Source organism: Bartonella sp. B10 (assembly GCF_053794435.1).
This window is the reverse complement of the sequence record NZ_CP200030.1, coordinates 916,238-930,267: the sequence shown is the minus strand read 5'-3', so window position 1 is coordinate 930,267 and position 14,030 is coordinate 916,238. Positions and strand designations below refer to the sequence as shown.

The window sequence follows — 14,030 nt, the reverse complement described above, 5'->3', positions numbered from 1 at the left end:
CTGAAGATTTAAAGGGACGCACAGATGGTTTGATATATTTCCAAGCAATCTTGATGAGAATAGCTGAGAACACCCAAGATAAAAACACAGTAGAAAACTGTGTAAATGCAAATAATACAATGGAATGCACGACATGCATCAACATCATCCCAGATGGTGGCAAGATTAGAATTCGTTAGAGAGGAATGCCATGAACTTCGAAATGTTCACACAACTTTTCAAGAAAATTGACGATCTAACGAAGACATATGTCACGGATATTTCATCAAATTTGATAACGACAATTACGCCCATCGTATCTGTCTGTTTAACCATCGCATTTATCGCCTATGGGTGGCTCATCATTCGTGGTGCAATCGACATGCCAATCGCAGAGTTCATTAACCGATGCCTGCGCATGAGCATTATCACTTCAATAGCGATGACTACGGGTCTTTATCAAGCAGAAATTACCGATTTCATAATATCAATGCCTAATGAGTTACTAAGTGCACTGACAGGAAAATCACAAACATCACAAACACTAACAGGAACTCAATTACATTCCTTAATTGATAAAGTGGCTGAGAAGGGATTCGGATGTGCAAGCTTAGCTTTTGAAGAAGCTGCTTTCTTGAATTCTGAGGGGCTTCTTTATGGATTATTTGGTATCCTGATCTTGCTTGCAACAAGTTTTCTAGTCGCCATCGGTGGAGCGTTCATTTTAATAGCAAAAATCGCACTTGTGCTTCTCGTAGGACTCGGACCATTCTTCATCGTTGCCTTGCTTTGGCAACCTACCTATCGCTTTTTTGAGCAATGGGTGGCTCAATTAGTAAATTATATAATTCTCATTTTGCTCATCTCTATCGTGTGTAGTTTGATGATGAATATCTTTGCAAATTACATGGATGATATGATGCAGATTTTTGATGGTAATCATAATGTTGGTTATGTGCTTGGTGGTGCACTCATCTTATCCATTATCTCCATTATACTGTTGCTAAAACTATCAAGCATCGCGAATGCTTTGTCAAAAGGTATTACATTTGGGCATATATGGGGAATAAGTACAGGAAGAAGTCACTCTTCCCGTAAATGATTAAATAGCAAAATCGGTAGCATGATGGGGTATATTTATACTTTTATTGAAGATTTTTGTAAATTTAAGATAAAATCAAGAAAATAAAAACAATTGTAAGCGATATATTTTCTAATCAAAATTGAAATAATGATAAAAAAGTGATAGGATTCTATTTAATAATAGAATAAAGAGGAGTAATAAAGTGAAATCAATTATTTTTATAATTTTGATTACAGGTCTTTTATCAGCTTGCGTAGCGGCTCCAAAATTAAAACAACCAAATAATTGGAATCGAGTGCCTGTTAACAAAACAATCCCTGCCGAAATTCAGCGAGGAGCAATATGAGAAAAAAAGAAGCTAAACCAGTGAAAGCTAAAATTTGATACGTGAATTCATCGGCGAGCTGATAAAGTCAGCGCTAATTCAGCAATATAATTACCAATCCTTCCACAATATGTGAAAACTAAAAGGAGAAAAATAATGAGAAAGCTGATTACTACAATAACAATGACTGTAATTTTAGGAATGTTAAATGTAGTGCTGGTATGTGCAAATGCAAATGCTGGGGTAATTAATCTCATGTTTCAAAAACAAGTGGGAGAAAAGAATCTGAAACCGTACGAATATAGTACAAGTAATCAAAGCATAAGATATCAAAATATAGGATATACACTCTCGAACAGTCTAGATCCAAATGATATACTGCCAAGCGGATCGATAAATCAGAGAGGATCGGCATGGAACAGATCAAAATCTACACAACCTGATCCTTCTATTTTAAGAATGCAAAGACAAGTTGCAGAGATACATAAATCTGTAACAAACAGTCCAACAAGTAAAATAGTACAAAAAGATAAAAATAATCTTTTGCTTAAAGCTCCGCAATCCATTTATGATTACGATATTGATGATGACGGTGAGCCTACAAATTATCGAGAAAAGCAAGCAAAGGTTGCAGATTCAGTTCCTGATTTTTTTAGAAAAGCTTTATCTGACGAACAGAAGTTTCGCCGACGTTCTACGAGTTCCTCACGCAAAGCTATTGATCAACGCCGCCAATATGCGGCAACCATAGATAAAGCTGTGAGCCTATCTATTTTCCAAGAAACAGAAAATCATTTTAATCAAATTTCAGAATTATTAAACGAAATCCATAAGGCAACAGAACTGAAGGATATTATTGCAGTGCAAACACGTATTCAAGCTCAATTAGCAATAATTCAAAATGAAACAATAAAATTGCAAACGATTGCTCATTTACGCAATGCAGAACAAGCCCTTATCGACCGGTTACAGCGTCAACGTAATAAGCTTATTCTCAGACTTAACAATGACAGTTTACCTGGAGGATTAGATATGAAAATGCCAACTATACGGTATACAAAATCATAATAAAATGTCTCTTAATTGATATTTTCAATGAGGCTATTTTTCTTTCTTCTCATAAAAATGAAAAGAGATACACAATATTCGATGGCGTCCTGAAGATTTAAAGGGACGCACAGATGGTTTGATATATTTCCAAGCAATCTTGATGAGAATAGCTGAGAACACCCAAGATAAAAACACAGTAGAAAACTGTGTAAATGCAAATAATACAATGGAATGCACGACATGCATCAACATCATCCCAGATGGTGGCAAGATTAGAATTCGTTAGAGAGGAATGCCATGAACTTCGAAATGTTCACACAACTTTTCAAGAAAATTGACGATCTAACGAAGACATATGTCACGGATATTTCATCAAATTTGATAACGACAATTACGCCCATCGTATCTGTCTGTTTAACCATCGCATTTATCGCCTATGGGTGGCTCATCATTCGTGGTGCAATCGACATGCCAATCGCAGAGTTCATTAACCGATGCCTGCGCATGAGCATTATCACTTCAATAGCGATGACTACGGGTCTTTATCAAGCAGAAATTACCGATTTCATAATATCAATGCCTAATGAGTTACTAAGTGCACTGACAGGAAAATCACAAACATCACAAACACTAACAGGAACTCAATTACATTCCTTAATTGATAAAGTGGCTGAGAAGGGATTCGGATGTGCAAGCTTAGCTTTTGAAGAAGCTGCTTTCTTGAATTCTGAGGGGCTTCTTTATGGATTATTTGGTATCCTGATCTTGCTTGCAACAAGTTTTCTAGTCGCCATCGGTGGAGCGTTCATTTTAATAGCAAAAATCGCACTTGTGCTTCTCGTAGGACTCGGACCATTCTTCATCGTTGCCTTGCTTTGGCAACCTACCTATCGCTTTTTTGAGCAATGGGTGGCTCAATTAGTAAATTATATAATTCTCATTTTGCTCATCTCTATCGTGTGTAGTTTGATGATGAATATCTTTGCAAATTACATGGATGATATGATGCAGATTTTTGATGGTAATCATAATGTTGGTTATGTGCTTGGTGGTGCACTCATCTTATCCATTATCTCCATTATACTGTTGCTAAAACTATCAAGCATCGCGAATGCTTTGTCAAAAGGTATTACATTTGGGCATATATGGGGAATAAGTACAGGAAGAAGTCACTCTTCCCGTAAATGATTAAATAGCAAAATCGGTAGCATGATAGGGTATATTTATACTTTTATTGAAGATTTTTGTAAATTTAAGATAAAATCAAGAAAATAAAAACAATTGTAAGCGATATATTTTCTAATCAAAATTGAAATAATGATAAAAAAGTGATAGGATTCTATTTAATAATAGAATAAAGAGGAGTAATAAAGTGAAATCAATTATTTTTATAATTTTGATTACAGGTCTTTTATCAGCTTGCGTAGCGGCTCCAAAATTAAAACAACCAAATAATTGGAATCGAGTGCCTGTTAACAAAACAATCCCTGCCGAAATTCAGCGAGGAGCAATATGAGAAAAAAAGAAGCTAAACCAGTGAAAGCCGAACGACTCAATAGTTATTATGAAGAAAGCCGAGGCTTAGAACGTGAATTAATTAACGAATTTATAAAATCACGCAAGACAGCATGGTGGGTAGCAGGTGCCGTTGGCATTTTAGGGCTGCTTGGCATGATGTGTGGAGTAGTTGGTTTTTCCCAGCCAGCCCCAACTCCTTTAGTACTTCGTGTTGATAATGCAACTGGGGCAGTCGATGTTATTTCTGTTATGCGCGAGCATGAAACTAGCTATGGCGAAGTTGTAGATAAATACTGGCTTAATCAATATGTACTCAACCGTGAAACCTATGATTATGACACTATTCAATTGAGCTATGACACAGCAGCTCTTTTAAGTGCACCAACAGTTCAACAGGAATTTTACAAAATTTATGAAGGTGAAAATGCTCGTGATCAAGTACTTTCCGACAAGGCACGTATTGTAGTCAAAGTGCGCTCAATTCAACCAAATGGTCTTGGTCAAGCAACTGTACGCTTTACGACACAACAACATAATAGCAACGGCGCGATTGAACAAAAACAACACCATATTGCAACGATTGGATATACTTATGTTGGTGCACCAATGAAATCATCCGATCGATTACTTAATCCCCTTGGATTCCAAGTTACCAGTTATCGATCCGACCCAGAAATACTATTGAATAATTGAGGAATTGATTATTATGAAGAAACTTGCACTTGTTGCCCTACTCTCCTCACTTTCCTCATTTTATACAATGCCTGTACAAGCACTCAGAACCCCATCAAGTTCACAGTATGATCATCGTATTCGTTACGTAACCTACAATGTAGCTGATGTTGTTCAGATTGAGACCGTTCTTGGTGTAGCAACACATATCATCCTTGAGGAAGGCGAGCGATATATTACCCATGCTTTTGGTGATTCTGATGCCTATGCTTTCGCCCATAAGGGACGGCATATCTTTATTAAACCTAAAGCAGAACTTGCCAATACCAACCTTATTGTCATTACTGATAAACGTAGTTATAAATTTCGACTACAGTTTCGCAATGATCGCGCTGGAGCTACTTATGAATTAGCTTTCCACTATCCTGATACAGAGTCCCAAAAATTAGAAGAGAATCAACTTGTTGGTCGGATTGAACAAGGTTTTCATCAAGGAGTGAGCGGTTATAACTTAAATTATACCATGAGCGGAAACCAAGACATTGCTCCAATAAATGCTTGGGATAATGGACGTATTACCTACTTTAAATTTTCTGCCAACGTAGATATGCCGTCAATTTACGTAGTAGATGCTGAGGGTAATGAGAGCTTAATACCTCGTACTGTCTTAGGCGACTCTAATGATATTATTGCTGTTCATAAGGTAAACCCTAAATGGCTCGTACGATTAGGTAAACGTGCTTTGGCTATCTTCAACGAAGCTTATGATCCTAATGGTATACCCAACACAACCAAAACCGTATCCTCAGTGGTTCATCGTATCAATAAAGGAGGCAAATGATGTTTGACAATAAGAAAGGAGACGAAGTCAACACAGGTGCAAAACTAGACTGTGTCGAAGAAAAGCATATTGAAGGTGCTTATGGCAGCTCTGAATTAGGGCTAGAACACCGACCAACTATTCCTGGTGCACGTGCGTTATTAATTGTAGGACTTGTTATAGTTGTAGCGGTACCGGTTATACTTTCTTGGAAAGCTTTGAAAATGCGTAATGCTGTGGACGTAAAAGAAGAAAAACCTCAGCAAATAGTGCAACAGATTATACCAAGTTATACTCCACGAATCCAAGAAGAACCAAAGGTCGTGGAAGAACTAAAACAACCAACTCAAACAGAGGAGCAAACACAAGACGCTTCACCGTCTTGGACTGAACTTCTTCAAACAACAATTCCTCCCCACTTGATTAGAGATTCGGAAGAGTTAGCACGTAAGCGTATGTTAAATTCAGGTTTTAATAACAGTGGCAGCAGCGATAGTTCTGAAGATTATGCCAAAAATAACACATCTAGTGACGATGTCAGTAGTGGCGTATTGTTTGATAAACTACAACCTGTGAGGTTAGGTCAGTCATACGCAACTCAGCTCCGTAATCGTGACCTATTAATCACGCAAGGAACGCAAATAGATTGTACACTAGAAACAAAGATTATCACAACACAACCAGGAATGACGACATGTTATTTAACACGGAATGTCTATTCTACAAGCGGCCGAGTTGTTTTGTTAGATCGTGGATCTAAAGTTGTTGGTTTTTACCAAAGTGGTTTACAACAAGGACAAGCACGTGTTTTTGTGCAGTGGTCGCGTGTTGAAACACCTTCTGGTGTTATTATCAACCTTGATTCACCTAGCACTGGTCCATTGGGAGAATCTGGTGTCGGTGGTTGGGTTGATAAACATTTTTGGGAGCGCTTTAGCGGTGCCATTATGGTCAGCATAGTCAGTGATTTTGGAGAATGGTTAAAAAACAAGGTAGGCTATACAACCAAAGATAAAACACAATCTCCAAATGCACAAAATGCTGAATCTATCATTATGGAAACCCTTCAAAATTCAGTTAACATTATGCCAACACTTTATAAACACCAAGGTGAGAGAATAAACATTTTTATTGCTCGCGATCTGGATTTTAGTAATGTCTACAGCCTCGTTACACGCTAATCGGGTGCAGAAAGATCAAGCAGTTGCACAACTTCTGCAACCACTTGATCGTTTCTTAGAAGACCCAAAAATTACTGAATTATCAATATGCCGCCCCTATGAAGTGTGGACAAAAAGCTTTGAGGGTTGGCAAATGCACAGTGTTCCAGAGTTAACATCCCCTTTTTTGCAGACACTGATTACAGCTATTATTGTTTATAACGGTATGGCTCCTAAAAGTATAAATTATGTACTGTTACCAGGAGGACAGCGTGGCACTATTGTGCAAGCACCAGCTATCATCGATGGTGCATTATCTTTTATGATTCGTAAACATTCCCTTATGGTTAAAACGCTAGAAGAACTCGACGATGAAGGTTCCTTTGATAATTTTACTGATGTTAGTTTTAATAAACCTTCAGAAAAGGAAGCAAACGAACTGTTATCAAAGCAAGATTTTACACGATTGGAGCCTTTCGAAGTTCAGCTACTACAATTGAAACGGGATGGGTCAATTACTGAATTTTTGGAAAAGTGCGTTCTTTATAAGCGCAACATTATTATAGCAGGTAAAACAGGATCAGGTAAAACTACATTTGCTCGCTCTTTAATCGAAAAAGTGCCTGTAGACGAGCGCATTATCACAATTGAAGATGTTCATGAACTCTTTTTACCAAATCATCCTAACCATGTACACATGCTTTATGGTGACGGTGCAGGTCGTGTTTCAGCCGATGAATGTTTAGATGCATGTATGCGTCAATCACCTGATCGTATCTTTCTTGCTGAGTTGCGTGGTAATGAAGCATGGGAATATCTCAACTCGCTTAACACTGGCCACCCTGGATCAATTACAACAACACATGCAAACAATGCTTTGCAAACATTTGAACGATGCGCCACACTCATAAAAAGATCAGAAATTGGTCGTCAACTTGATCTGCAAGTAATAAAAATGGTGCTATATACTACCGTTGATGTCGTGTTATTCTTCAAAGATAGAAAGCTTTCTGAAATTTTTTATGATCCAATTTTTTCTAAATCAAAAATAGTTTAAGCTGAATTTTTTGGCAACATCGCAAAACCAATAATAGCCGTAATAATTGTTACGGCTTTTTTCTTAATTTAACCTTTTGGAAACAATATTCCTACCCTACTTTTCTAACAATATGATCAACAAGCAATTTTGTATTACTTAAATAAATACATAAGCTTGAACACAAAAAAAGAATAAAAATAACAACTAAAATACAGTCTAATAAAAGCAGAAACTTTTATATTTCGTGGATAAAAGAATACAAATCTATGAAATTTCATTAAAAGAATGGATTGATCCTTAAAATAAAACTATCTTTATTAGTTTTTCTATTGTTATAGATAGATTACTCCAGTTCTTTCACAATCAAAAAGTAACTTCTTAATCTGCAGAACATACCAAAAAGCAAAAAAAACACCCCAACGCCCCATAACTCTTAACTGTAACCCTGTTTCACCAACAAATTCTTAAAGGCGGCGCTCAACCATAAGTTTCTTAATTTCAGCAATTGCCTTGGCTGGATTTAACCCCTTAGGACAAGTTTGCGCACAATTCATAATGGTATGGCACCTATAAAGTCGAAAAGGATCCTCTAAATTATCAAGCCGCTCACCACATCTTTCATCACGTGAATCAGCAATCCAACGATAAGCTTGGAGTAAAATAGCTGGTCCCAAATAACGATCACCGTTCCACCAATAACTCGGACATGATGTCTGACAACATGCACACAAAATACATTCATAAAGACCATCGATTTTTTGACGATCAGAATAACTTTGCAACCACTCTTTTGCAGGCTCAGGCGAAACAGTTTGTAACCAAGGTTCAATGACGCGGTGCTGCGCATAAAAATGCTTCAAATCAGGAACCAAATCTTTAACGACTGGCATAGAAGGAAGAGGATACACTTTAATCGGATGCTTCACATCGTCCATACCTTTGGTACAAGCTAGTGTATTCGTCCCATCAATATTCATTGCACAAGAGCCACAAATGCCCTCACGACATGATCGACGAAATGTTAAAGTTGGATCAATATGATTCTTAATAAATAAAAGTCCATCAAGAATCATCGGACCACAAGCAGAACGATCCACATAATATGTATCCAGATGAGGATTTTCCTCATCATCAGGTGACCAGCGATAAACATGAAACTCTGTTAAATTCGTAACACCTTCAGGCTTAGGCCAAATTTGCCCAGCTTTAACTTGAGAATTTTTGGGAAGCTTAATTTGTACCATAACTCATTCTCCCCTTAGTAAACACGTTTTTTAGGTGCTATACGCTTCAAGTCTATACCACCTTCTTCTTCAGATGTTAATGGATCAACATGAACAGGCCTATATGATAATGTCACCTTACCATCCTTGGATAAATATGAGAGCGTATGACGACGCCAATTTGTATCATCACGCTCTGGATAATCTTCACGAGCATGAGCTCCTCGACTTTCCAAACGCGCTTCAGCTGAATAAACAGTCATGATTGCATTAATCATCAAATTTTCAAGCTCTAATGTTTCGACCAAATCAGAATTCCATATCAACGAACGATCTGTAACTTTGAGATCAGAAAGCTCACCCCATATTTGGCTCATCCTCTGACACCCTTGTTGCAAAGAATCTGCAGTACGAAATACAGCAGCATCTTCCTGCATAGTTCGTTGCATTTTTTCACGCAATATAGCCGTTGGAACTCTTCCTTGAGCAAAGCGCAAACGATCAAAACGCGCCATAATTTGGTCAACAGCAGCCTCATTAATAGGTGGAATTTCCTCATTGCGATCAACCACTTCCCCTGCCCTAATTGCTGCTGCACGCCCAAACACGACGAGGTCAATCAATGAGTTTGAACCCAAACGGTTAGCTCCATGAACAGAGGCACATCCTGCCTCACCAACAGCCATTAACCCTGGTTGAACACGATCAGGTGAATCCGCTGTTGGATTTAAAACTTCTCCATAATAATTTGTGGGAATACCACCCATATTGTAATGAACTGTTGGAAGGATAGGGATAGGCTCCTTTGTAACATCAACACCTGCAAAAATCTTGGCCGACTCAGAAATCCCAGGCAAACGCTCATGCAAAATAGCAGGATCGATATGATTAAGAACCAAATGAATGTGATCCTTCTTCGGACCAACACCACGTCCTTCACGAATTTCAAGCGTTATACAACGAGAAACCAGATCACGTGAAGCTAAATCCTTAAAGGAAGGAGCATAACGCTCCATAAAACGTTCACCTTCAGAATTTACTAGATAGCCTCCTTCACCACGTGCTCCTTCTGTAATTAAGCAACCAGAACCATAAATACCCGTAGGATGAAATTGCACAAATTCCATATCTTGCATTGGTAACCCAGCACGCACAATCATTCCACCACCATCACCCGTACATGTATGAGCAGATGTCGCAGAAAAATAAGCACGTCCATAACCACCAGTTGCAAGAACAACCATCTTGGCAGAAAAACGGTGTATCGTACCATCATCAAGATTCCACGCCACAACACCCGTACACACACCATCCGTCATTATTAAATCAAGTGCAAAATATTCAATAAAAAATTGTGCATTATGCTTTAAACTTTGTCCATAAAGTGTATGCAAAATTGCATGCCCAGTACGATCTGCTGCTGCACAAGTGCGTTGAACTGGTGGACCTTCCCCAAACTCCGTTGTATGCCCCCCAAAAGGCCGTTGATAAATTTTACCTTCTTGTGTACGTGAAAAAGGCACTCCATAATGTTCCAATTCGTATACAGCAGCAGGTGCATTACGTACTAAGTACTCCATTGCATCGGTATCGCCCAACCAGTCAGATCCCTTTACTGTATCGTACAAATGCCATTGCCAATTATCAGGCCCCATATTTGAAAGTGATGCTGCAATACCGCCTTGGGCTGCAACTGTATGTGACCTAGTTGGAAAAACCTTTGTGACACATGCTGTTCTTAATCCTTGCTCAGCCATACCAAGCGTCGCACGCAAACCAGCACCACCCGCTCCAATAACAACAACATCAAATTTGTGGTCTACGTAGCGATAAGGTTCATTACCTACTCTAGCGCCCAGAGATAGTCCTGTACTCACCATATCGCTCAAACTCCTAATGCAATTTTTAAAAGAGTAAAAATAATCACACCACCCAAAATAAAACAAAACAAAATATTCAACACCAAAAATAATATCCGCATACCCTCATGATGAATATAATCTTCAATAACAACCTGCATTCCAAGCTTCATATGATAAACGACAGAAACCATCAGTAATCCCATCAAAACAGTAACAACGGGGTGCGAAAGCCGTGCTCGCACAATACTGTAATCTTTTCCAACAAGAGAAAGCATAAGAACAATAAAAAATACCAAAAACGGTAGATTAATAAAACCAGTCAGACGCTGTAACCAAAAATGCTCTGTTCCTTCATGCGCCGACCCAAGCCCGCGTACCTTCCCGAGTTCTGTTCGAAAATCTTTTTTCATAGTTTTCTCCACCCTTAGTTAGATAATACTATATCCAATAATCCAAATCGTAAGAGTTACAATAAGAGAAATAAAAACAGTTGCCCAAGCTGTTAATGTTGCCTTTTCTTTTGCCAAAAGACAAGGTTTCATGTCCCAAACGATGTGGCGAATACCACCAACCATGTGATGAATCCCAGCAAGTGTATAAAGAAACAAAATACAAAGTCCAGGAAATGAGCTATAAATCTTATTAACTGCTCTAAATGCTTCAGCTCCACAAGCCACTGAAATCAACCAAATCGTAAAAAACACCATTCCGAAATAAAGTGCTATGCCGGTAATGCGGTGTGCGATTGACATCGCCATAGTAATTGACCAACGATAAATAGTCACATGGGGAGAACGAGGGCGCTCTTTCATCCTAGTTGTCTCTATCATAAAATATCCTGACCTGGTTTCCACTGCAATCGCATCATAAGCGAAGATTCGCATCAAACGACCAAAACATCACCGTTTCTTCTCATCTTGCATCTAAAAATGCCAATATTACAGGTCGGTTGTCTCAAATAACGGATTAAAAGTCGCGCATAAAAAAACCGATTGTTTTTACAGACATAAACCATAAAACTCGCCTTAATTTAGTACAATTTTATCTTCACGTCAAAGGTCTAACAACGTTTCTTAGATATAAATGCGCATTTTTTTTCACTATACCTAGCTTTGTTTTAAACCATCAGCGATATACTCCGTGATTTCTTTAATATTCAGTCATTATAAGAAAAACAATATTCATACATTTTGGGTATTTTTGATAACTGCAATATCTTTGATTAATCGTAAATAACTTCTTGATCCTTTAATATGAATCTTTCATGACATAAAAAAAGCAGCATAAAAGCTGCTTTTTTATGAATTCTCACAGCAATAACACTTTTTAGCTAGTTTACTTCTCAACACCTGTTTTAACATTTTGTTCGCTTACTTTTCCAACAATATTCACACCTTTTTTTCGATGATCTCTCTTCTCTGCAATGCGCGCAGCTTTACCTCTTAAACCACGAAGGTAATAAAGCTTTGCACGACGTACCTTACCTTTACGAATAAGCTCAACGCCTTCAATCAAAGGAGAATAAACTGGAAATACGCGTTCAACGCCTTCACCATAAGAAATTTTCCGTACTGTAAAGGTTTCATTCACACTGCCTCCAGAACGTGCAATACAAATCCCTTCATATGCCTGCACACGTGTCCGTGTACCCTCTGTCACACGCACCATAACACGCACCGTATCTCCCGCTTGAAATGCTGGTAATTTACGTTTTTCTTCAATCTTTGCGCATTGTTCAGCTTCAAGCTGCGCGATAATATTCATTTCTCTTATCCTTTACGTTTTTATCGAACAGCCAGAGCGCTCACCTCTCGCCGGAAAAATTTTATACAAAACAGAAATTCTCCAAGCTATGCTTCAAAACAGGAGCGAATACACCATCCCTTAATTTCGGATCCACAGAACGCCCATTGTTAGGAATAATTCTTTAAAAAGCACGTTGGGCAATACACTATCTTGTAAAATGAATCAAGTTTTCTGACGACTTTTATTATAAAGGGCATAAAGGTCAGGGCGACGTTGACTCGTTAACAATTCAGCCTGCTGCTGACGCCAATCGGCGATAGCTTTATGATGTCCAGATGTCAATACCGGTGGAATACCACGCCCTTCAAAAACAGAAGGACGCGTATATTGGGGGTATTCAAGTAAGCCATTTTCAAAACTTTCACATTCCCCAGAAACTTTATTTCCCATAACGCCCGGTAAAAGACGCACAACTGCATCCAAAAGAACTAACGCAGCCGTTTCACCACCTGAAAGAATATAGTCTCCAATAGATACTTCTTCCAATTTTCGTGCTTCAATTACCCGTTCATCTACTCCTTCAAAGCGACCACAAACCAATGTCACCCCTGAACCACACGCCAAAGAACGTGCATAGGCTTGGTTAAAAGTCCGCCCACGCGGACTCATCAACAATCTTGGCGAATCATTAGGTAAACTATCAAGTGCCGCTGCCAATATATCCGCCCGCATTACCATACCGGCTCCCCCTCCAGCTGGCGTATCGTCAACACTGCGGTGTTTATCCAAAGCAAAATCCCTAATCTGCACTGTATCTAAAGACCATACCCCCCGCTCTAAAGCATTCCCCGCTAAAGAATACCCTAAAAAACTAGGAAAAATTTCAGGATAAAGTGTTAAAACACGTGCTTGAAATTTCATTCTTGCATTCCTTCATTTTTATTTTTTACGTTTAGGATCATTCTTCTTTTTTTACCACTCTTACTATTCCTTTCCTCTTCGCTTAAACCAGCTGCTAAAGGATCAACAACAATAAAACCAGAAGCAACATAAATCTCTGGAACCGCTACCTTATTAAACGGAATAAGTACAGTTTTACGCGTATCCAAGCACACTTCAAGCAAATCGCCAGCACCGAAATTAAAAAAGCCACTGACTTCTCCTAAAACTTTACCAACACAATCTTGAACACGCAGCCCAATTAAATCTATTTGATAAAATTCATCTTCAGCCAAATTATTAGCTAACTGATCACGCATGATATAAAGGTGAACCCCTTTTAAAGTTTCCGCAATACTGCGGTCTTCAATCCCTTTAAAATGCACAATCGCGTTACCCTTTTGCACGCGAAGAGAAGTGATTTCATAAGTATGTCCTATATCATCATAAAGGGTGCCATAACTCTTTAAACGCCATGGTTCATCACTCAAGATCTTAACAAAAACATCCCCTTTTATACCATGAGCCGAACCAATAATGGCAAGGTAGACTTTATTTTTAAGATTTTTTCTATTATGTTCCATGCAAAAATTATCGTCTATTAAATAGTGAG

At 38.4% G+C, this 14,030-nt stretch carries 16 protein-coding genes; 9 read left to right on the top strand and 7 right to left on the bottom strand.

All coding sequences use genetic code 11. The features are described from left to right. Nucleotides 1-190 precede the first annotated feature (190 nt). From V3565_RS03870 to virB11, 9 genes are all read left to right on the top strand, one after another. Entirely contained in the window at nt 191-1,081 is an 891-nt protein-coding gene (locus tag V3565_RS03870) for a type IV secretion system protein (protein WP_455477898.1), read from the top strand. Nucleotides 1,082-1,265: 184 nt separating this feature from the next. Further along, nucleotides 1,266-1,409: a TrwH protein gene (locus V3565_RS03865; protein WP_455477897.1), complete on the top strand. Its 144-nt coding sequence runs from the start codon at nt 1,266-1,268 to the stop codon at nt 1,407-1,409. A 135-nt stretch (nt 1,410-1,544) separates the two neighbouring features. Further along, nucleotides 1,545-2,456 carry a type IV secretion system protein gene (locus V3565_RS03860; protein WP_455477899.1) on the top strand — a complete coding sequence of 304 codons (912 nt, stop codon included), beginning with the start codon at nt 1,545-1,547 and terminating at the stop codon, nt 2,454-2,456. Nucleotides 2,457-2,735: 279 nt separating this feature from the next. Continuing rightward, on the top strand, nt 2,736-3,626 hold the full coding sequence (locus V3565_RS03855) for a type IV secretion system protein (protein ID WP_455477898.1): 891 nt from the start codon (nt 2,736-2,738) through the stop codon (nt 3,624-3,626). Between the two features lie 184 nt (nt 3,627-3,810). Then, on the top strand, nt 3,811-3,954 hold the full coding sequence (locus V3565_RS03850; protein ID WP_455477897.1) for a TrwH protein: 144 nt from the start codon (nt 3,811-3,813) through the stop codon (nt 3,952-3,954). Next, the gene (locus tag V3565_RS03845) at nt 3,951-4,649 is read left to right on the top strand and encodes a virB8 family protein (RefSeq protein ID WP_455477896.1); all 699 of its coding nucleotides are present in this window, start codon (nt 3,951-3,953) and stop codon (nt 4,647-4,649) included. The genes V3565_RS03850 and V3565_RS03845 overlap by 4 nt, the downstream gene beginning before the upstream one ends. A 13-nt stretch (nt 4,650-4,662) precedes the next feature. Further along, nucleotides 4,663-5,469: a P-type conjugative transfer protein VirB9 gene (virB9, locus tag V3565_RS03840; RefSeq protein WP_455477895.1), complete on the top strand. Its 807-nt coding sequence runs from the start codon at nt 4,663-4,665 to the stop codon at nt 5,467-5,469. Then, on the top strand, nt 5,469-6,629 hold the full coding sequence (gene virB10 / locus V3565_RS03835; protein WP_455478864.1) for a type IV secretion system protein VirB10: 1,161 nt from the start codon (nt 5,469-5,471) through the stop codon (nt 6,627-6,629). Before virB9 ends, virB10 begins: the two co-directional genes overlap by 1 nt. Further along, nucleotides 6,604-7,665 (top strand): P-type DNA transfer ATPase VirB11, encoded by a 1,062-nt coding sequence (gene virB11, locus V3565_RS03830; RefSeq protein WP_455477894.1) that lies wholly within the window; start codon nt 6,604-6,606, stop codon nt 7,663-7,665. Before virB10 ends, virB11 begins: the two co-directional genes overlap by 26 nt. Nucleotides 7,666-8,111: 446 nt before the next feature. Here the strand turns inward: virB11 and V3565_RS03825 are convergent, their stop codons facing one another. The 7 genes from V3565_RS03825 to rimM all read right to left on the bottom strand — a co-directional run bounded on the left by V3565_RS03825 (nt 8,112) and on the right by rimM (nt 14,001). Next, nucleotides 8,112-8,891 carry a succinate dehydrogenase iron-sulfur subunit gene (locus V3565_RS03825; protein ID WP_455477893.1) on the bottom strand — a complete coding sequence of 260 codons (780 nt, stop codon included), beginning with the start codon at nt 8,889-8,891 and terminating at the stop codon, nt 8,112-8,114. Between the two features lie 14 nt (nt 8,892-8,905). After that, on the bottom strand, nt 8,906-10,750 hold the full coding sequence (gene sdhA / locus V3565_RS03820; RefSeq protein ID WP_455477892.1) for a succinate dehydrogenase flavoprotein subunit: 1,845 nt from the start codon (nt 10,748-10,750) through the stop codon (nt 8,906-8,908). Between the two features lie 5 nt (nt 10,751-10,755). Further along, on the bottom strand, nt 10,756-11,142 hold the full coding sequence (sdhD, locus tag V3565_RS03815; protein ID WP_455477891.1) for a succinate dehydrogenase, hydrophobic membrane anchor protein: 387 nt from the start codon (nt 11,140-11,142) through the stop codon (nt 10,756-10,758). Nucleotides 11,143-11,160: 18 nt separating this feature from the next. Further along, on the bottom strand, nt 11,161-11,562 hold the full coding sequence (gene sdhC, locus V3565_RS03810; RefSeq protein WP_455477890.1) for a succinate dehydrogenase, cytochrome b556 subunit: 402 nt from the start codon (nt 11,560-11,562) through the stop codon (nt 11,161-11,163). 505 nt (nt 11,563-12,067) lie between these two features. Beyond that, complete coding sequence (gene rplS, locus V3565_RS03805; protein ID WP_455477889.1) at nt 12,068-12,496, bottom strand: 50S ribosomal protein L19; 429 nt, start codon at nt 12,494-12,496, stop codon at nt 12,068-12,070. Nucleotides 12,497-12,700: 204 nt separating this feature from the next. Next, nucleotides 12,701-13,399: a tRNA (guanosine(37)-N1)-methyltransferase TrmD gene (gene trmD / locus V3565_RS03800; protein ID WP_455477888.1), complete on the bottom strand. Its 699-nt coding sequence runs from the start codon at nt 13,397-13,399 to the stop codon at nt 12,701-12,703. Next, entirely contained in the window at nt 13,396-14,001 is a 606-nt protein-coding gene (gene rimM, locus V3565_RS03795) for a ribosome maturation factor RimM (protein WP_455477887.1), read from the bottom strand. Before rimM ends, trmD begins: the two co-directional genes overlap by 4 nt. Nucleotides 14,002-14,030 lie beyond the last annotated feature (29 nt).

Bases quoted from the DNA above. Each gene is read 5' to 3' on its own strand.
- V3565_RS03845 (WP_455477896.1), top strand. From the start codon at position 3,951: ATGAGAAAAAAAGAAGCTAAACCAGTGAAAGCCGAACGACTCAATAGT.
- trmD (WP_455477888.1), bottom strand. From the start codon at position 13,399: ATGAAATTTCAAGCACGTGTTTTAACACTTTATCCTGAAATTTTTCCT.
- virB9 (WP_455477895.1), top strand. From the start codon at position 4,663: ATGAAGAAACTTGCACTTGTTGCCCTACTCTCCTCACTTTCCTCATTT.
- V3565_RS03825 (WP_455477893.1), bottom strand. From the start codon at position 8,891: ATGGTACAAATTAAGCTTCCCAAAAATTCTCAAGTTAAAGCTGGGCAA.
- sdhD (WP_455477891.1), bottom strand. From the start codon at position 11,142: ATGAAAAAAGATTTTCGAACAGAACTCGGGAAGGTACGCGGGCTTGGG.
- rplS (WP_455477889.1), bottom strand. From the start codon at position 12,496: ATGAATATTATCGCGCAGCTTGAAGCTGAACAATGCGCAAAGATTGAA.
- V3565_RS03870 (WP_455477898.1), top strand. From the start codon at position 191: ATGAACTTCGAAATGTTCACACAACTTTTCAAGAAAATTGACGATCTA.
- virB10 (WP_455478864.1), top strand. From the start codon at position 5,469: ATGTTTGACAATAAGAAAGGAGACGAAGTCAACACAGGTGCAAAACTA.
- sdhC (WP_455477890.1), bottom strand. From the start codon at position 11,562: ATGATAGAGACAACTAGGATGAAAGAGCGCCCTCGTTCTCCCCATGTG.
- V3565_RS03855 (WP_455477898.1), top strand. From the start codon at position 2,736: ATGAACTTCGAAATGTTCACACAACTTTTCAAGAAAATTGACGATCTA.
- sdhA (WP_455477892.1), bottom strand. From the start codon at position 10,750: ATGGTGAGTACAGGACTATCTCTGGGCGCTAGAGTAGGTAATGAACCT.
- rimM (WP_455477887.1), bottom strand. From the start codon at position 14,001: ATGGAACATAATAGAAAAAATCTTAAAAATAAAGTCTACCTTGCCATT.
- V3565_RS03860 (WP_455477899.1), top strand. From the start codon at position 1,545: ATGAGAAAGCTGATTACTACAATAACAATGACTGTAATTTTAGGAATG.
- virB11 (WP_455477894.1), top strand. From the start codon at position 6,604: ATGTCTACAGCCTCGTTACACGCTAATCGGGTGCAGAAAGATCAAGCA.